The organism is Arthrobacter sp. CDRTa11, assembly GCF_026427775.1.
In the GTDB taxonomy this organism is placed as follows: domain Bacteria; phylum Actinomycetota; class Actinomycetes; order Actinomycetales; family Micrococcaceae; genus Arthrobacter.
This window is the reverse complement of record NZ_CP044532.1, coordinates 4,015,010-4,033,955: the sequence shown is the minus strand read 5'-3', so window position 1 is coordinate 4,033,955 and position 18,946 is coordinate 4,015,010. Positions and strand designations below refer to the sequence as shown.

At 55.3% G+C, this 18,946-nt stretch carries 13 protein-coding genes; 4 read left to right on the top strand and 9 right to left on the bottom strand.

Annotation, left to right across the window (positions count from 1 at the left end):
* Position 1: 1 nt before the first annotated feature.
* The 9 genes from F8G81_RS18310 to F8G81_RS18275 form a co-directional block, all read right to left on the bottom strand.
* Positions 2–1,201: a glycosyltransferase gene (locus F8G81_RS18310; protein ID WP_267276074.1), complete on the bottom strand. Its 1,200-nt coding sequence runs from the start codon at positions 1,199–1,201 to the stop codon at positions 2–4.
* An 8-nt stretch (positions 1,202–1,209) separates the two neighbouring features.
* Positions 1,210–2,007, bottom strand: a complete 798-nt coding sequence (locus F8G81_RS23610) for a polysaccharide pyruvyl transferase family protein (protein WP_416377149.1) — start codon at positions 2,005–2,007, stop codon at positions 1,210–1,212.
* Between the two features lie 121 nt (positions 2,008–2,128).
* Positions 2,129–3,670 carry a lipopolysaccharide biosynthesis protein gene (locus F8G81_RS18305; protein WP_267276073.1) on the bottom strand — a complete coding sequence of 514 codons (1,542 nt, stop codon included), beginning with the start codon at positions 3,668–3,670 and terminating at the stop codon, positions 2,129–2,131.
* The gene (locus tag F8G81_RS18300) at positions 3,667–4,578 is read right to left on the bottom strand and encodes a glycosyltransferase (protein WP_267276072.1); all 912 of its coding nucleotides are present in this window, start codon (positions 4,576–4,578) and stop codon (positions 3,667–3,669) included. Before F8G81_RS18300 ends, F8G81_RS18305 begins: the two co-directional genes overlap by 4 nt.
* A 274-nt stretch (positions 4,579–4,852) precedes the next feature.
* A complete protein-coding gene (locus tag F8G81_RS18295) occupies positions 4,853–5,797 on the bottom strand; it encodes a glycosyltransferase family 2 protein (protein ID WP_267276071.1) in 945 nt (314 codons plus the stop codon).
* Between the two features lie 48 nt (positions 5,798–5,845).
* The gene (locus F8G81_RS18290; protein WP_267276070.1) at positions 5,846–7,153 is read right to left on the bottom strand and encodes an O-antigen ligase family protein; all 1,308 of its coding nucleotides are present in this window, start codon (positions 7,151–7,153) and stop codon (positions 5,846–5,848) included.
* Positions 7,154–7,345: 192 nt separating this feature from the next.
* Positions 7,346–8,884 carry a polysaccharide biosynthesis tyrosine autokinase gene (locus F8G81_RS18285; protein ID WP_267276069.1) on the bottom strand — a complete coding sequence of 513 codons (1,539 nt, stop codon included), beginning with the start codon at positions 8,882–8,884 and terminating at the stop codon, positions 7,346–7,348.
* A gap of 658 nt (positions 8,885–9,542) precedes the next feature.
* A complete protein-coding gene (locus F8G81_RS18280; RefSeq protein ID WP_267276068.1) occupies positions 9,543–11,561 on the bottom strand; it encodes a BNR repeat-containing protein in 2,019 nt (672 codons plus the stop codon).
* Positions 11,562–12,128: 567 nt separating this feature from the next.
* Complete coding sequence (locus F8G81_RS18275) at positions 12,129–12,593, bottom strand: Lrp/AsnC family transcriptional regulator (protein ID WP_267279278.1); 465 nt, start codon at positions 12,591–12,593, stop codon at positions 12,129–12,131.
* A gap of 160 nt (positions 12,594–12,753) precedes the next feature.
* On the opposite strand from F8G81_RS18275, the gene pdhA reads away from it, so the two are divergent.
* From pdhA to F8G81_RS18255, 4 genes are all read left to right on the top strand, one after another.
* On the top strand, positions 12,754–13,971 hold the full coding sequence (pdhA, locus tag F8G81_RS18270) for a pyruvate dehydrogenase (acetyl-transferring) E1 component subunit alpha (protein ID WP_267276067.1): 1,218 nt from the start codon (positions 12,754–12,756) through the stop codon (positions 13,969–13,971).
* Complete coding sequence (locus F8G81_RS18265; protein WP_267276066.1) at positions 13,968–15,083, top strand: alpha-ketoacid dehydrogenase subunit beta; 1,116 nt, start codon at positions 13,968–13,970, stop codon at positions 15,081–15,083. Before pdhA ends, F8G81_RS18265 begins: the two co-directional genes overlap by 4 nt.
* A gap of 2 nt (positions 15,084–15,085) precedes the next feature.
* Complete coding sequence (locus tag F8G81_RS18260; protein ID WP_267276065.1) at positions 15,086–16,489, top strand: dihydrolipoamide acetyltransferase family protein; 1,404 nt, start codon at positions 15,086–15,088, stop codon at positions 16,487–16,489.
* A 93-nt stretch (positions 16,490–16,582) separates the two neighbouring features.
* Positions 16,583–18,739, top strand: coding sequence for an acyltransferase family protein (locus F8G81_RS18255; RefSeq protein ID WP_267276064.1), 2,157 nt, complete (start codon positions 16,583–16,585; stop codon positions 18,737–18,739).
* Positions 18,740–18,946: the final 207 nt, after the last annotated feature.

Here is an 18,946-nt window from a genome sequence, read left to right as displayed (position 1 = left end):
CCTAAGAAATTTCAGCCGGAAAATCGAACGCATGATCCAAGCACTCATGGAAGCGCCCCAATCCGTAGGTCCGCGATGCCCATTCGCTGGACTTCTCGGATATCTCCATCCACAAAAACGAATCTCCCAGTACCCGGTTAACGGCAAGGGCAAATTCACCTGCCTCATCAGATATAGCCCCAAATAAACCTGGCGGACCAACTCCTTCTGCGCCCACGGTTGTCGAAATGACTGGGAGGCCGTGCAGCATCGCCGAAATAGTCTTAAATTTGACACCAGCTCCTTGAAAGAGTGGAACTACAAACAAGCTCGATTTTATGTAGTACGGCTCAAGCTCCGCCACATATCCTGTCACCGAGATTGAGGGGTCCTGAGATGCTAACTCAAGTAGTTTTTCCGTAGGATATGCACCGGCGATGGTGAGCGTCGCAGAAGGATGAATCTGGCGGACTGATGGCCAGCACTTCTCGATGAACCAACGGATGCCTTGATCATTCTCCGGCCTGTCCATAGCGCCGGTGAACAGCACGCTAAACGGATCCCGGGATGCTAGACCATCCGCATGCGCTATGCTGAGCGGCGGAGGTACGATAACGATCGACGCCCGTGTCCTTGCCGGTTCAAGGAGATCTTTGTCTTTCTTGCTGAACACGATGATGGAATCACACTGCCTCAAGCGCCTCGGTTCCAATAACACGGCAGATACGTAAGCCAACAAAGCACGAATACGCTTTTTAAATGCTCGATCAGTTGCAAGTCTGCGTTGATACTTCTGCTGCAGAACATCGTGCATGACTACAATTTTTTTGGCCTTCGGATTTACGTTATTAACTTCGCCAATAAGTGAAGAATATTCACTCCACTGAAATTCAACAACATCAGCGGTGCGTAGAATCTTGCGAAGACGCTCATTTTCACGTATGAACCGATAAACTTCAAAGGGCGCGGAGGCTGGGCGCAATTCGGCTTGAATCCTCAGCATCCATTTGACTGCAATGCGGGGATTCTCGTTGCCCACCAGGATCACCTCTGCATTAGACTGAAAGCGTTCAACTGCAGAACGGTTCCTCGGTGTATTCGGTGCAACTATTACCACATCGTGTCTAGTCAGAAGGTGGTTTAAGTGGTGGTGATAATACGCGCCACCGGCATGAGGAATTCCTTCGAAAGGAACGACCCGTGAGAAGCTTACAATTTTCATGCGTGCATTTACCTAATTCGCTCAATAGCGTGTGTCAAATTTTCGGCCAACTTCGCCGCATTTGCCTTGGCGATCGGAGCCTCGTCCGCGCGAAGACTTAGCAAGGGCTTTCGTTTCGACGCGATGAGGGCTGACGCCAGATCGACTGAGTTGAAGTTGACACCAATCGACTGGAAGTAGTCGTTATATTTGAAGGCGGGCTCATTGCGCCCACTGGCAGGGATGGTAACTAGTTGCACCGGAACTCCCAGCGAGTGGGCAACGATGACTCCATGGAGACTTGACGACAGAACAAAATCTGCCCGCGCAATAAGCGACATCATTTCAATGGGATGAAGTGACGGATTTCCTATTGTGTAACCGAGGGACTCAGCCTCCTTGAGAAGACTACGTCCGGACCTTGTTGACCATGTTCGGAAATGCGGAATGAAGAGTGTTCCGCTCCGCCGTAAACCTTTGAACCTGGAAATCTCCGGGGCAAATACACCCGGATCGCCAATTGCGAGATCGGGAGCCAGACGTAGGGACTGGCGGCTTAATGGTCCTCTCACGGCCAACACGCGGTCCGAATCTCCTGCGATCCTGGGAAGGGCGGCGGGGTCTGCTTCTGCCCGGAGTCCGGTTCCCCATATCCAAGGTTGATTCGTGGTTCGCCTATTTACGTATTCAAGAATCGACCCAACCGAGACGACTTCGGCGCGGTGAGGGGGTGCCCAGCGGACTGATCTTCCGGACACATATCGGAGTACGAGAGGCGAAAGTTCATCCCCGAAATTGGTTAGAGCATCACCGCCATGTAATCTCATTCGGATCCACGTACTTGACGCATTCTTGAGTTCGCGTGATGCAAGTTTTGAGTCTCTACGTGGAGACCACCAAAATAGTTCAATGGGCTTTACCATGGGCGTTCCTCTTGGTGAAGTAGTTTCAAGTCCTGGGTGACTTTTTGCTTGTACTACGGCGCCGTATGAGCCGCAAAATCTTGATTATATCGAATGCTTGCCGGCGCCAGAATGGGACCGCCATGCACAACACACAAAATGCAGTTATGAAAGCTCCTCCGGAAACAAGGAGTCGATACGGAGAGATGAGGTCGCCAAAATAGTGGGATGTAAAATATGCTGCGGCACTACTCACTGCCACCAGAACCAACGTTCCTAGCCCTTGAGTGAATGCCTTTACACTTTTGAATTCACCGGCTCGAGCAATCCATATGAGACCAAAAAGCCATATGAGAAGCAAAGAAAGGGAATATGCTGCGGCAACGGCGTGCACGCTGAATAGTGCACCCCAGACAAGTGCCGCTAGCATTATTGTTCGAGTAATTAGAGCAAATCTAAGATTTGAGGCGGTAAGACCCTTGGCCAAAAAAATCCAATAAGTTGTATACGAAAGGGTTTGAAACATTCCTCCGACCGCAAGCAGGCTAAAGATAGTTGAAGCGGCAGCCCAATGTTCACCTAGAAGCAGGACAACAACAGAGTGCGAATTTACTGCAACGAAACCAAACGCAGGCAGGACTAGCCAAGTCAGGCAAAGCTGCCCTCGAAGGACGAACCGATGGAATTCGGATTCGTCGGACTGAATCCGGGAGAGTACTGGTAGAGCCACTCTCGTAGCCGGTGAACTTATCTGGTTAAGCGGAAGTACCAGCATCTGAAAAGCGCGATTGTAGAGCCCCAATTGCGCTGAGCCAAACCGAGCACCGATGAGGACAGAGTCGAGATTAGACGTTGCGTAAACCAGGAGTTGGGTGCCGAGGAGGCTACTGCCGTACTTGAGGAAAGGTCTAAGGCTTACCGTGCGGTCATATTTCCGAAGTCGCCAAGGAGCCGAGTAAATGACCATGATCAGAACCGAAAGTGCTTGCACGACTTGCTGACAAACAATCGCCCAGTATCCGAGGCCCATCAGCGCTGTACCCACGCCTACAGTAATTGCCAGCACTTGAGCCACTATTTCTATTTTGGCCAGAGAACTGAAGTGCATTCCGCGGCTTAAATCAGCACGAAATTGCGACGAAATTCCATTGATGAAAAATATCGGCGCTAGTGCGAGTACAACGGGAACTAGCCGTGAGTCGCCATAGAGCGCGCCAATGGGCCACGCTGCACCGGTCACGAGCCCACCAAGGAGGAGGCCTAGGCCCGAGTTCGCCCACACTAGGTTGGAGCGCTCGGCGGCGCTCAATGACTTTGCTTGAATAGCGGCCGGGGCCAATCCAAAGTCCCTTAGAACCTCGGCAACGCCCACAATCGCTGTTGCCATGGCGATCAATCCGTAATCGGAAGGCATAAGGAGACGGGCCAGGATGATTATCCCGAAAAGTTGGAGTCCGATTCTAATGACTTGGGATAGAGCCATGGTCCCTGCACCACGGGCGGCGCGGTGTGAAAGCGGTATCACATGAGCAGTCTCACCAGATTTTCCTGTTTCAGGAGTGTTGGATACCCCGTCAGTCTTACTCATGTGATTGGTGCTCCGGGATGGACCCTGCTTTTAGTGCGTGCATCGATTTCTTGATTCACCAAGAGCAAGAAGTGGTCAAACTTGCCAAGGACGTAGGCCTCCAATTCTTGGGAAATTCCTGTCGCGGCTGGTGATGAATCAGCTTCAACGGCTATGAGAATGGCAGTTCCCAGGCTGGTAGGATCCGCTGCTGGGACTTGGATCAGCAAGTCTCCCGCTAGTTCGGAAATTTCGTCTAATGCCCGGCTTTGTCGAGTAATGACTCTTCGCGAACAGGCCAGGCCTTGCCAAACCTTATTTGCTATCACTGACGCAGCCTTTGAAGACGACCCAAATATTCCTAGGACTACCTTGGCGTTAGCAATTTCTGCGGCCAGTTGATACTCGGGGACTGCTTCATGAAAGCTGAAAAAATCAGATAGACCGCGTTGGTTAACCATGGCGAGAATTCCGTCATAGCAATCACCTGAACCGATCATTTTCGTCAACGGTCTCTGGGAAGGGGGTATCTGGGAAATTGCTGCTACGTAATCATTGAGACCGTGAAGAGGAATATAATTGCCGTAGTATAGGACCTGAGGGGTTCCGTCTTGGACTTTGTATTCCGATGGTTGAGCCCATGAGGGCGATCCTACCGGCAACGAGTAAACTATATGCCTTTGACCGAACTCAGTCCGTACACGGTCTGCGCGAACTTCGGTGTCAACTACATATATGTCTGCCAGCTCGACGGCGAGTCGGTCTTGCAGTTTCAAGATCTTGGCCTTGAGGGAACCAGCACGAATGATGTTCTTATCCTCGACATCTGTCTCGTAGAGTCCGATGAATCCATCGACTATGTGAATTGCGCCATAGATACGGCTCAATGCCCAGGTCAAAGGGGCATATTTGAGCGACATTTCACTCAAAAAGACAGCGTCAGCTGTCTTGGCCGCTTTGAAAAGAGAGACTACGGCCTTTAGCTTTTCGCTAGGGGTGGCCTGCCTCTTCTTACCGCGAACTATAGGTGTGCATTCCCATCCTCGGTTCTGAAGGTATTCGCGTACTCGACGATTTCGAGGATAGTCGACATTGTGAACGGGAAACTGGATGACTTTTCTCTTCCGCTGTCCCGTTAAGATGCTGTTCCCAGGAGTAGCAGATCCTTTTGAACCTGACCGGCGGCCGTTGGGCATACTCATTCTAGTGATTCCGCCTCGGCCGTGTGTTGACCAGCAAGCGTTCTAACTGCGTGCGTGACATTAATCCTGCGGCTCCGATTAACATCGGTCCGACTGAAGGAACGCGACGTTCAGCCAAAATCTCCGCGAGACACTGCCGAACACCGGCCAGCGACCGGCCCTGCAAAGCGTATCGCAACGGCTGGCCACTGACGAAGTCCACGTAAGTCTGTGGGTTCCATGTGCCCTTCCAGCTCCGGGCCCAGTTAAGAGATGAAAGCCAATCAGTCGAAGCTGAAATTGATCCATGACTTCCAACACGTTGTGTCGACAATACTGAATTCAGCTGGTGAAGAGTGGCCCCAGACTTTTGAGCACGAATCAGCCAATCCCAGTCCTGATGCCGTTTCAGACTCTCGTTCCACGGATTGCTCAGGGCGAGCTGACGGTCTACCAACAGAGTTGAAGTGAACAGCGACGAACGTCCAAGCGAGGGGCTACGGGCTTCAAATAGGTAGCGTTCGACCACTTCCCCAGCCTGAAAACATCGTGCCGGAACGGGAGCCGACTGTGTGTCGGCCACACCCTTTGACTGGCGTACTCGAGACGATATGATCACGCCATTTCTGGCATCAATACTCTCTGCAATTTTGAGCTGCTCCTCCAACTTGGTGGGGGCCCAGAAATCATCGTCATCCAAGAATGCGACCCACTCGCCGACGCTTTGTCTAACACCTAGGTTACGTGCGGTCGGCGCACCGGCCCCTCCACCAGTAAAAAGAAGATGATCGACAGCCGGCAATTGAGCTGCCAACGCTGGGTCAAGATCCGAACTGGCGCGGTCCGCGACGACAATGATTTCGACTTCTGTCCTGCTGATTGTTTGCTTGTGCACACTCGCGATAGCCTCTACAAGTTCACTTCGGAACATCGTGGGTATTACTACGCTTACCTTCAATTCATTCAACTCAATTCCATTGTAAACGTACTTCGTGAAAAGTTGCTTGGGGAAGATTTACGATATCTTAAGATCATCCTTCAATTCTGACTCATCGATATCCAGGGACCGATTAGACCGAATCATGAATGGACTGGAGATATAACCCAAGGTGAAGAACCAAAGAGGGAAGATTGAGGTTGATAACATGCCCCACCCTGTGGCTGCCACAAGAATCCAGGCAGGTGAGGCAGCCAAGTATGCGGCGGCGCTTGCTCCGGGATGTCCCTTCAGGGAGCGAGACTTCCAGGCAATTGCCAGGACGTAGATCAATGGGAGAAAGAGCGCGGCCGCTACGGGAATCCCCAGCTCCGCTGCAGTTAACAGGAAAGTGTTGTGGACCGGCAGGCCTGTAGCAGTTAGAGCATCCGTAAGGCCCACCAAAGATACGTAGGAGTTTGGCCCTATCCCTTCCCAGGGATGCGCTGTAATCTGCCGTATCGCGATGTCAAGCAAGTAAGCCCTAGATCCGCCTTCCGGATCCTCCTCAAACCTCTGCCAGATGGAATCAATGAAAGGCAAGATTAGAACGAGTACTCCAAGCGGCATGGCGAGCCGTCCCTTCATCCCCCGGGAGAGGATCCCCGTGAGGACAACAACAACTAAGGCGGCAATAAAAGTGGCTCGCCCGCCTGTCAGAGCCATTGGGAGAAATGCAAGTAGGATGCCGGCCAACGACCTTTGGCGCACCTGTTTATCTTTAGACCTAAGAAACGGTATGAGGATAATTATCAGAAACAGTAGTACTTTTCCGAGGTTATTCGGATGATTCATTGACCCGTTAACTCGGCTGCCCATGAGAGCGGCGGTTGAAGGGTCCATGCTGTTGATTGATAGGCCCAGAAATTGGGCTAACGCTATGACCGTCTCAAGAACAATAATTCCCGTTATCAATCCGGAAAAGAACTTGGCAAAAGATATATCGATGGTTGATTGATTTCCAAGGTGTGAACCAACACCCCAAGCCAGAACTCCTAGCATGAGCTGTAGCAACCCGGCTTGGACCAAGCTGGTCGATTCCCAAATAAATCCCGAACCAATAATGAGCAAAAATATAAACGGTAGGAATATTCGGTTTATTGGAACATTTTTATTTAGGACGAGAACTATTGCGGCCACAAATATAACAGCTGAATAAGAATATAGATCAGGTGCGGACCCGGCGAGTCCGGTGTTTTCGACAACGCTGTTGTTTGTCAGACGTCTCGGGGCAATGATCATTGTTGCCAGTATCGCAATTGCCATGGCGGGCCATATGCCTCTATGCAAGGCGACAACAACAAACACAACAACGGCAACGACAAAGACGGTTAGTAGAAGCATCATCTTAGGTTCCTCGGAGTTGGTTGCAGCCAGCCAGGATGCTCAGCTCATTTTTTGCCCCATAATCGCTTGCCACGCCGATATAAAGGGTTCCAGCATTACTTCTGGACAAGCTTGACCTCGCGCTAGTGTGTTGAAGCGGGCGCTTTATAGTATCCATATTGAGGGGGAACCCACTGGTGCCTGCTCTGACTCTTAACGTTTCGAGCGTTCTCCCATGGGAAACCGTTCGGTGTCTTGAGGAAATGTTTTAGGGCCGGAGGATTCTGGCAGAGCGTCAAGGAACTGGCTTACAGATGATGTTTCTGCCACTCGAGATCCTTGATTGGGCCTGCGCTCTCCGAATTCCGAAAACTGTTGTGATGTGTCGCTCACGGGATCCTGGGAGCTGTAGGCGTGGTATGAGTACGCATAAGCATCCTGTCCCTTTACGGGCAGTCGGTTCAGAATGATCCCCATCACGTGTGCCTTAACAAGATCCAAGGCGCTAAGGGCCTTAACAAGTTCGTTTTGCTTAGTCTTTTGCGACCCAACTACTACAACAACACCCCCTACATGCTGAGAAAGAACTGCCGCGTCAGTGACTGGGAGTAGTGGCGGGGCATCTATCACGACAATGTCAAAGGAGTCTTCCAGCCTAGTGACTAAGTGCTTCATCTCGTTGGATCCGAGCAGTTCGCTGGGATTCGGGGGAATCTGACCGGATGTTAGGACGAACAAATTGTCCTCCCCCCAAGGCTGCAACAGATCCTCAAGATCCGCTGAGCCCACGAGTGCCGTGGTTAGTCCAGCATTTCGTTCCAATCTGAGATATTCACCGACCATTGGACGGCGGAGGTCAGCGTCGACGAGGCAGACCACGTTGCCGGCTTGCGCCAGAGCGATTGCCATATTGGTCGCCGTAGTGCTCTTCCCTTCACCGGGAAGCGAGGATGTAACGAGAACAGACTTTGCTTTACTCGCAACATTGGCGAACTGGAGATTAGTTCGCAACTGGCGGAACGATTCTGCACGTGGACTCTGGCCGGGCGTTTGGGTAAGAAGCGGCTTCTTGCTTGCATCGGAGTCGAATGCGATCCCCCCGAGTAGGGGAAGGTCTGTAGCTCTCCGCAAATCCTGCTCGCCTCGGATGCGGTGATCCAAGGTGCCCCGGACAATGGCCGTTCCTGCACCTAAAACAATCCCCGAAGTGAGGCCCAAAATAAGGTTGAGTTTTATGTTTGGAGCCGAGGGCTCAAGGGGTGCAACTGCCGGCGTGACAATGGACAACCGAACTGGGGATGTTCCGCCGACCTTGGGCTTTTCCAGATTATCCACGGTTTGCACGAGGCTGTTGGCGACCGCCTGTGCGATAGCAGCCGCTTGAACGGGCGAGGTATCTGAGACTGTTATGTTAACCAGAACAGTGTTGAGGTCAGCGGTGGCTTTAACTTGCTTGGAAAGCTGCTCTGCAGTCACTGCCAACGCGAGACTATCAATCGCGGGTTGCAACACTGCGGGTGTACCGACTGTCCTCACGTACGACTGCACACGAGCTTGACTGAATGTATTGCCCTGTTGAAGCTCCGTAACACTTCCTGAGCCTTGAATGGCCACGAAGAGTTGAGTTTCGGCGGTGTAAGTCGGCTTGTTTAGCAACGAGTAGACACCGCCAACCAAAAGCCCGACGAGGGCTAGAGCAACAACCGTTATCCAATGGCGACGCAAAACCCTCAAGTAGTCATTGAGATCCAAAGTGGTGCCCCCCTTGCGCTCTGCCGTCCTAGGGCAGAGCGCTTGCTATTGTAAAGTCGCCTAAGTCTAGCGGGACCCGTGCTCCGCACCCCAATTGTATCGATCGCCCTGGATGTAACGAGGGGGTGCGGCGGGAACCTGGTTACTTGTCACCGGCTCAAGGCTGATTGCGTAGCTGAGTCTGCTCTTCAGTCCTCTGGTTGCATCGTCTCTACTGAAGGCCGTTTGCCGTTTGCAGCAGAGGCTGGTCGTGCAGGTGCCACGCCCTGAAGCGTGATGGTCCTAGGCTCCCTAGACCTATGGTCATCGTCAGTTATAGAACGGCGTGGACATGGCAAGTTGCGAGCCATTTTTTATCCGCGGCCCTATGGGCGAATTTATCGCGCTGGTATGTCTTAGGGAACGTCACTTGAACCGCACGATTCCGATTGCAATCCCGCCGTCTTGAGTCCCAGAAAGGCTCAGCATCGCTGTCTGCTACTTTTCAGCCATGGTATTTTTTTCAACACAGGAGATCTAAAACTCAGTATTGGATCAATGATTCTGGACCGCAAGCGCGAATGGACTAACATACGGCAGATATTGCTTAGTTCAGGGGATGCTTTTTAAATACCCGTTTGTGTCATGCAAGAACGGCGGAACGCCGGCAGGCCGTAAACTAGAAAATGCCAACGGCAATGAGCGGCACAAATGATGTTCCATTCATGGCTAAGGTCGGCGGTGTTGGACCGGCCGGAATTTTGGTTGAAACTCCTGCGAATGAAGTTTGTAGCGCTGTAGTTGTGGATCCTGCCGCCACTCGGTTGTCCATCGTCCCTTCCAGCCAGCGGAATCCCGGCGAGGTGCTTCCCTGTGTTCCCGCAAGTATGATAATCGTCTGCCCCTTGCCGACACGAAACTGTATTGAGACATTCTTCACTCCCACGGTTGCGGTGCTGATCGGCGTGGAGACGTAGAGAACTTTTCCGTCCGGCGTGCTGATAATAAACTTCGATAGGCCAGCGCCGCCAGCGCGCCCCAAAACGTCGACAGCGAGTGTGTTGATTGCACACGCGTCTGCAAAAGTATAATAAGCCCCTCGAAATTCACCATCCGGCAATGCTCGGTCTGTGATAGTGGTCGCACCATTTGGCCTGTAGTACCGCCCGGAGATCGCGGGGAGGCCGGGCCCAGGTTTATTATCCTCTGGCACCGACACGGATCGCGGAGCTATAACAACTCGTGAGGCGGGCAATGCATCAACCTTGGCCATGTCCACAGTCAAGATCCCGGCATATGTGGATGCGTACGCCTTGTTAGCCGCATCTGCCGGAGTAAGCATCAGTCGCATGGTATTCGGAGGGGCATAGGAATCATAGGTTGGCTCCCAGGATGCTTGACGGAAGCCGTAGAGGCACACCTCGTTCCCGACCGTGGGGTAGACACGCAAAGCGGTCGGCTGGCCCAGTCGTTTAAACACGGCGTATGTTTTGCCGTCCGAGGTGGAATAACCAGTGGCACGTGATATGCCCGCACCGGATTCCGCTACCGTAACCTGCTCCCATTTTGTTCCGGACCAATAAAAGTGATTCAGTCGTTTGGATGCGCCACCGTTCATCCAGAAGAAGGTATGAGGAATTCCATTCGAATCCACAGTGGCGCCCGATTGGTTGATAAGACCGCCGGGATTACCGGCCAGGATACGAGGCAAAGTGTTTGTTGGCACGATTGGAAGTGCTAGGGGTGTACCAGTCACTGTTGTCCATGTTTTCCCCCCGTCCGCCGATCTAATGTAAGACAAATCTGTGTTCGTAAGTTCTGTGGATTCACGCCACATGAAAAAAACATGAAGGACTCCGTCCGAGTGCTGTGCAACTCGATTAATGTACGCACACTGGTCCGGTGATACAGGAGCGGTGCCTTTGAATAGTTGGACAGTCCTGCTCCAACTGCGACTAGCACGGGAGTAAGTATTGACATACGTATCGCCATTTCCACTGACTCCGTTACGGTAAAAAAATAGGAGATCGCCATTAGGTTTACGAATAAATTGAGGATATGTGACTTTATCTTCATCGGCGCCTACCATGTCCCCTCGTTCCCAGGCCGTTATATCGAATGGATTTATTGACCTGATATACCGTAACGCTTGCCCATGATGATTGCCGGAGATATGAATATATCCGTCGCCGTCTACGGCGATCACAATATTATTGTGAGAATCAATGACAACTGGATAAGCAAGTGCATTATCTGCAGCTACAGCTAGTGAGGAAGTCGTCCAGGTGCCCAGATCGACATTTTTTACGGCAATTCGAGGCTCCCGCGCCGAATCCCAGTACACGGCGTAGATATCACCATTTGGGGCACTTGTAATTACATCTTGGGCAATCGTAGCTGTATTGAACTGTTCTAGGCCTGATGCTGCAACAGGAAACTGATCAAAACTGATAGGTTCGATAGCCGGATTGTTCATCCGGGCATAATCAACGTAGGTGGAAGATAGATCTTTCTCAGGCTGCGGTGGCGCCATCGGAACTGGATGGCCCGCGGCTTTTGCCGTGTTCGCTCCGACACTTAGTGCAGAAACACCCGAAATGGCGGTAGCCAGCGTGCCAAGCCGTAACAGTCCCCGTCGTTTGATCCCATCACGAACTTCCGGGGTTTTCCTATTTTGTGAATATTCTATTTTACTCATGGCCTATTGCCTTTAGAAGCCGCGAGAAGGTTGCTGCAATTACCACCTTTGACTGTATGGGAGGTGGCAAGCGGAAGAAGCACATTTCTCGTAGGGCTTTGGCGTCGCCGGCCCAAGCTGCAAATAGGATTGAACATGTCACAAATGGTATGAGGATCCCTTGTCGACCGCGCCAGTAGTAACTACCCGATTCCTGAAACGGAGCACCTGCTAACCAAGCATCGTGTACGCAGGTTTTTGTGAGATTTTTATGTCGAGTACTTACTGCTCGGCAGGGGAACGCATGAAAGCGAAGAAGATTTGGAAGTGTGCGGACGGGCGAGCCTTGTATAGAGTCGCGCTGACCTTTCGAGTTGCCTGACGCAACTTTCCTCCGGAGGTTGACGTACTTCTCGCTGAAGGACTCAAAGCCTTGTTGGAGAGTTCTATTGATATCGTAGAGCCGAGTCGTCTGAGGAGCCGTCCTTAGCCGACAAACTAGTGTTGAATCCGAAGGCCTATTCTTGGGAACGTGACGCTAGACACGGCGCCTAATAGGAGAAGGGCATGGCGAAGTTCAGGTCCACATCATCTCGTATCAACGTCCTCAAACACCAGAAACGTCTGCGTATCCAGCACTCCCGGCATTGACTGAAGCTGGTCAAAGATAACGCGCCGAAGGTCAATGTTGTCGATGGCTCGCACCAGCAGAATGACGTCGAAGTCTCCGCCCACCAGTGCGATGTGGTGCACCTCGGGGATCGCACGAAGCTGTTCGCGCAGTTCCCGCCACGAATGTTGGCTGACCTTCAGCGTCACGTAGGCAGACGACTTCAATCCCGCCTTGATGGGATCAACCAAGGCGGTGAACTTGGTGAGAACGCCCTCACCTGTCAGCCTCGCAATCCGTGTGTAAGCGTGGGCCCGCGAGATGTGGACATTCTCGGCCACCTGGGTGACGGACATCCGCCCGTCACGGGTGAGCTCGGCGATGATCTTCCGGTCCACATCATCCAGCGGTGTGGGGTCACCCTCAGCCTCCAGTCTTGCCAATTTGTCCACAACTCCTAGCCGTAATACAGGTCACATTGACGATTCGTCTCCAAGAATAGGTGCATCGATCGTACTTCTCCACGTTTTTGCTAGGGACTGGATACGAAACTTGCTGCGGGTCGATACTGGGAGTGAATAGTGGCTACAGAAGGACGGACCGATGACGATCTCCGCAGACCACACGGCGCACGACCAGGGGCAGGAGCCCCTGAGCGCGGACCCGGTTGCCGAAGCCGTACGCAAATTTGGGATTACCGCTGAAGATTACATGCTGCCGGCCCGGCATCAGATCCAGATGGTGGACCAGGATGGCCGGCTCAAAGCTGAGGATGAACAGGGCACAGAACCCGGCCACGAGTATCCGGTGCCCGGTGATGAGGAGCTGATGTCCGCCTACGAACACCTCGTGATCGGACGCCGTGTCAACGACCAGAACTCGGCTCTCGTTCGGCAGGGCCGCATGGCGGTCTATCCCTCCAGCCACGGACAGGAAGCCTGCCAGGTGGCAGCTGCTCTCTGCCTCTCAGAGGGAGACTGGATGTTCCCCACCTACCGTGACTCTGTCGCCGTGATGGCGCGCGGGGTTGATCCGGTTCAAGCCATGACCCTTTTCCGCGGGGACTGGCACAGTGGCTTCGACCCGCTGAAGCACAAGGTTGGTCCCCAATGCACTCCTCTGACCACCCAGCTTCTGCACGCCGTCGGCGTGGCCCACGCTGCAAAACTCCGCGGCGAGGACATCGTGGTCCTGGCGATGTGCGGCGACGGCGCCACCAGCGAAGGCGACTTCCACGAGGCGCTGAATTTCGCCGCCGTATTCCATCTCCCGGTGATCTTCTTCGTACAGAACAACAAGTACGCCATCTCGGTGCCGCTGGCACATCAGTCTGTGGCGCCGTCGCTCGCCCACAAGGCAGTGGGCTACGGGATGGCCGGAGAACGCGTGGACGGGAACGACGTGGTGGCACTCCTTGCCGTCCTGGACCGCGCCGTCAAGCTGGCCAGGGAGGGCTCTGGCCCATTGCTGGTTGAAGCCAACACCTACCGCATGCAGGCCCACACCAATGCCGACGATGCCACGCGCTACCGCCAAGACAGCGAGGTGGTTGAGTGGCAGGCCAAGGACCCGGTGAGCAGGATGAAGACATACCTTACGGACAAGGGGCTGCTGGACGCTGCCGCTGAAACCCGGATCTCAGCCAAGGCGGAGGCTGTGGCCACTCAGCTGCGGGACGGCCTCAGTGAAGAAGTTCCCGTGGACCCACAGGAACTCTTCCGTTATGTCTTCGAAGTCCCCACGCCACAGCTGAAAGAGCAGTCCGCCATGCTCGCCGACGAACTCGCCCGCGAAGCAACCTTCGAGGAGGACACAAAGTGAGCCCCACCATCACCACCTCATCCGAGGCGAACGGCAACGTCAGCGCGGCAACTGCCAGGGCTGCCGCGTCCGCTGCAGCAGCCACCGCCGAAGCGGCCGGTCCGCAGTCCGTCACCATGGCCAAAGCCCTCAACACGGCTTTGGCAGACGCAATGCATGCCGATCCGTCCGTCCTGGTCTTCGGTGAAGATGTGGGCATGCTGGGAGGAGTCTTCCGCATCACTGACGGGCTCACCAAGACCTTCGGCGAACAGCGCTGCTTTGACACTCCGCTAGCCGAGTCCGGGATAGTCGGCATGGCAGTGGGCATGGCGATCAACGGCATGCGCCCGGTGATTGAAATGCAGTTTGATGCCTTTGCGTATCCGGCGTTTGAGCAGATCGTCAGCCATGTGGCGAAGATGCACAACCGAACCAAGGGGGCCGTCAAGCTGCCCATGGTCATACGTGTCCCCTACGCAGGCGGGATCGGGGGAGTGGAGCACCATTGCGATTCCTCCGAGTCGTACTACGCGCACACCGCCGGCCTGAAGGTGTTCACTCCTGCCAGCGTGGCCGACGCCTATCGCATGCTGCGCGAGGCCATCGACTCCGATGACCCCATCATGTTTATGGAGCCGAAGAAGCTCTACTGGTCCAAGGACATGGTGGACCTGGAGGCGCTGCGGGAGCAGCATTCGGCCAATACTCAGGCGGGAAGGTCCTCGGAGGGCCGTGCCGCCGTCGCCCGTCCTGGCACCGACGCAACATTGATTGCCTACGGACCGTCGGTGCCAACAGCGCTGGCGGCGGCCGCGGCGGCCGCTGAGGAAGGGCGGTCGCTGGAAGTCATCGACGTACGTTCAATCGTCCCCTTCGACGATGACACTGTAAGTGCCTCTGTCCGCAAGACAGGCCGGGCAGTAGTGATCGCGGAAGCGCATGGCTTTGCGTCCGTCTCCTCCGAGATCGTGGCGAGGGTGCAGGAACGATGCTTCCACTACCTTGCAGCGCCTATCCGCCGCGTGACGGGATTCGACGTCCCGTACCCGGCGCCGAAGCTTGAGCACTACTACCTCCCCGGCGTGGACCGCATCCTTGACGCCGTAGATGACCTCCAGTGGGAAGACTGACCATGACTGAGATAAAAGTGTTCCTCCTTCCGGACCTCGGCGAAGGGCTGACAGAAGCAGAACTGGTCAACTGGCTGGTTTCCGTGGGTGATCAGATCCGAGTGGATCAGCCGATCGCCGAGGTGGAGACGGCGAAGTCGATGGTGGAGGTGCCGTCGCCTTACGCAGGGACAGTGACCGAGCTGCACGGCGAGCCGGGCCAGACGCTGGACGTGGGCAAGCCGCTGATCTCGGTGGCTCTCGCCGGTGCTCCTATGCTTGAGCCTGTCGAAGTGGCAGCGGACATCTACAGGGAAGAAGAGAAGGCCGGTTCCGGGAACGTGCTGATCGGTTACGGGACTCCGGGCGGCAGCGAGTCTGTGCGGCGGACCAGGGCCCGGAAGCATGACAGCGGATCGCCGGGCGCCGGCACCTCCGTGGCGGCTCCGCCGGGCAGCTCCGTTTCCGATGCTGATAAATCTGCCGACGATCTTCTGCTGATGCGTACCCGGGTCCCGGGCAAGTTGGGTGCTGTCATTTCACCGCTGGTGCGCCGAATGGCCCGTGAGCATGGCGTTGACCTCGGCGAGGTCCACGGATCCGGCGAAAGCGGCCTGATTATGCGTCGGGACGTTGAGGCCGCGATCTCCCCGAGTGTGACGGAACAGGACAGTCAGCCTGCAACTCCAGCTGCACAAGGCTCAACCGATTCCCGGACGGGCCTGGGCATCGCTTCCCGCACACCGGTTAAGGGTGTGCGTAAAGCCGTAGCTGCGAACATGGCCCGCAGCCGCGCGGAAATCCCGGAAGCCACGGTGTGGGTGGACGTTGATGCGACTGTTCTGGTGGAGCTCCGTGCCGGGCTGAAGAAGGACGGCGCCCACGCCCCAGGCCTGCTTGCCTTTATTGCTCGATTTGTCACCGCGGGCCTGAAGAAGTATCCGGAGCTGAACACTCGGATCGAAACAGCGTCTGACGGTTCCCAGGAGATCGTTGCCTTCGGGGGAATTAACCTCGGCTTCGCGGCTCAAACGGAACGCGGGTTGGTGGTGCCGTCCATCCGGTCCGCTGAGAAGCTTAACGCCCGGGAGCTTGACGCAGAGATCCGCCGGCTCACGGCTGTGGCCCGTGAGGGTAAAGCCTCACCGGCAGAACTCGGCAGCGGAACGTTCACCCTTAATAACTACGGCGTCTTCGGGGTGGACGGATCGGCAGCGATCATCAATTATCCGGAAGTGGCCATCCTTGGCGTTGGCAGGATTGTAGACAAGCCATGGGTGGTGGACGGGTCCTTGGCCGTCCGCAAGGTCAGCGAGCTGACGCTCACGTTCGATCACCGAGTTTGTGACGGTGGAACGGCGGCGGGGTTCCTTCGGTTTGTTGCCGACGCTATTGAGAACCCGGGATCCGTCTTGGCTGAGATGTAATTTTGATTCCTCTCGTTAGGGAACTTAACCGGTCTTTCCTAACCGTGCCTGAGCCGTAGAATATCTTCAGGTCTCATCTCTGGGGGAAGTCTCATGACGCAATTACTGACGCTCAAGCGTGGGCAAAAACGGGGCACGGCTAAGCCCATCAACCAAGGCATCCGCCCTGATATTCAAGGGCTTCGTGCTCTGGCTGTCCTGGCGGTCATTGCCGACCACCTCTTCCACTGGCCGTCAGGCGGCTTCGTCGGCGTTGATGTCTTCTTCGTGATCTCCGGCTTCCTCATTACCGGACTCTTGCTGCGCGAGCACGAGAGGACCGGCCGAATATCCTTCGTCGACTTTTACCGCCGCCGCGTCAAGCGCATCCTCCCGGCCTCCGTTCTGGTACTGGCCGTCACCCTCGCGGGTTCATACCTCATCTACAGCACCACCCGGTTCCAGTCCGTTCTCTGGGATGTCGTCTGGGCCTTCCTCTTCGCGGGCAATTGGCGGTTCGCCGTGGTCGGGACGGACTACTTTGCATCCGACGCTGTGTCGCCGATCCAGCACTTCTGGTCGCTCGCAGTGGAAGAGCAGTTTTACTTCGTCTGGCCGTGGCTGATGCTGCTCATCTTCTTCGTGGTGGGTAAGCGGTCCAGCAATGGAACTGCAGGACGGGCGGCCGTCGGTGCAGCCATAGCGCTCATTAGCCTGGCGTCCTTCGCGTGGGCTCTCGCCGAAACTGCATCCGCCCCTTCGATGGCCTATTTCTCGACATTCTCCCGGGCTTGGGAGCTCGGCGTCGGCGCGGGTTTGGCGGTTGCGGCCCCGGTTCTCGGCCAACTACCGGCGAAGCTCCGCCCCATCCTCAGCTGGCTGGGCCTTACTGGCATCCTCGTATCCGTCGCCGTCATCAACAGCGGTTCCCCGTTTCCGGCACCGGCAGCACTCCTGCCCGTGCTGGCTTCAGCGTTGGTCATCGCCGCTGGCACCGGTGCATCGACTTCGATCAGGCTCCCGGCCGTCCTGACCAACAGGATCAGTGGCTACCTTGGCGACATCTCCTATTCGCTCTACCTCTGGCACTTCCCCGTCGTCATCATCGGTGCGGACGTGTTCCCCGAAGCAGGATGGCAATACCAGATCGGCGCAGTCGCCGCCACGTTTTTCCTAGCCGTCGTTGCCTACAACCTTTTCGAGGATCCAATTCGTAAGTCGGACTGGTTGAAGGGCAAGGACAAGATGGGGCGGTCCCGCCGTGAGATCGAAGTTTCCGACCGCTTCAAGCAAACTGCTTTGTTCGCACTCGCTGCCATGACCGCCGTGGTCGTGGTCGCGGCTTTCAGTAGGTTCGATGCAGCCCCGCAAACGGCTGTTGCTCTACCCGCGGCCACGGCGCCATCTGCTGCCGCCACTGCTGCCCCAGTGCAGTACGGGGCGGTCGTGACCGCACTGCAGAAAGAGATCACACAGGCCCTCCAGGCGCCAGAGTGGCCTGCGCTGGCACCCTCCCTGGACGACGCCATCGGTAGCCGGCAAGCACGGGAGGATATCAGCGCCTGCGGAATGCCAGATGAGTACGACCCTGCACAATGCGTTGTGAACCCCACCGCGCAGAAATCCGCCATCATCCTCGGAAACTCAATGGCGATGACGTACGCTGCGCCCCTGATCGATTCGCTGGGACAGGGATGGTCAGTCAATGTGCACGGCGCCTACGGTTGCCCCTTCTCAGCTGTATTCATCCCGACGAACACAGCTTCCCTGGCTGCAGCCTGTGAGGGGAAAAATGACGAGGGGATTCGTATGGTCCAGGAGTCTAAGCCTGACGTGGTCTTCATCATCAACACCTACACCACCAACAAACCCGCAGGCGCCGACAAGCCGCTTCCAGCTGCCGAGTGGGCGGCTTCCATAGAAGCCGCCGTTCAGGAGATGAATTTGAGCGGAACCCGGGTGGTTTTCATAACGCCGCCTCCGGCGGACAAAGACATCGCAAAGTGCTACACCAAGGTGTCCAAGCCAGCCGACTGTATCTCCGGAGTAACCAGCCTCTGGTACGACAACTTCGACGCGGAATCAGCAATGGCGAAGCGCATCGGCGCTGCCGTCGTGGACACCAGATCGCTGTTCTGCCTTGATCAGTCCTGCCCGGCTTTCGTCTCCGAAACCCCTATGAAGCTGGACACCAGCCACATGACCGTCGAGTACGGATCCAAGATCACCTCGGCACTCCGGGAACTGCTCGCTGAGCAGAAGATCCTCTAGCCAACGCGAGAAAGACCCGCCTTTCCCTGTGAGGAAGGCGGGTCTTTCGGTTTTAGCAGCCCTTACACTTTGGGCATCTACTTCTCTGGGGGAATCATGAAATCCATGCCGCGCCGACAGGTGTTCTTCTACATCGCCTGAGCATCGTTCGTAGCGGCCGCGCTGTTCGCCGTACAGGCGATGACCGGCGGCGAAGGATACAAACTC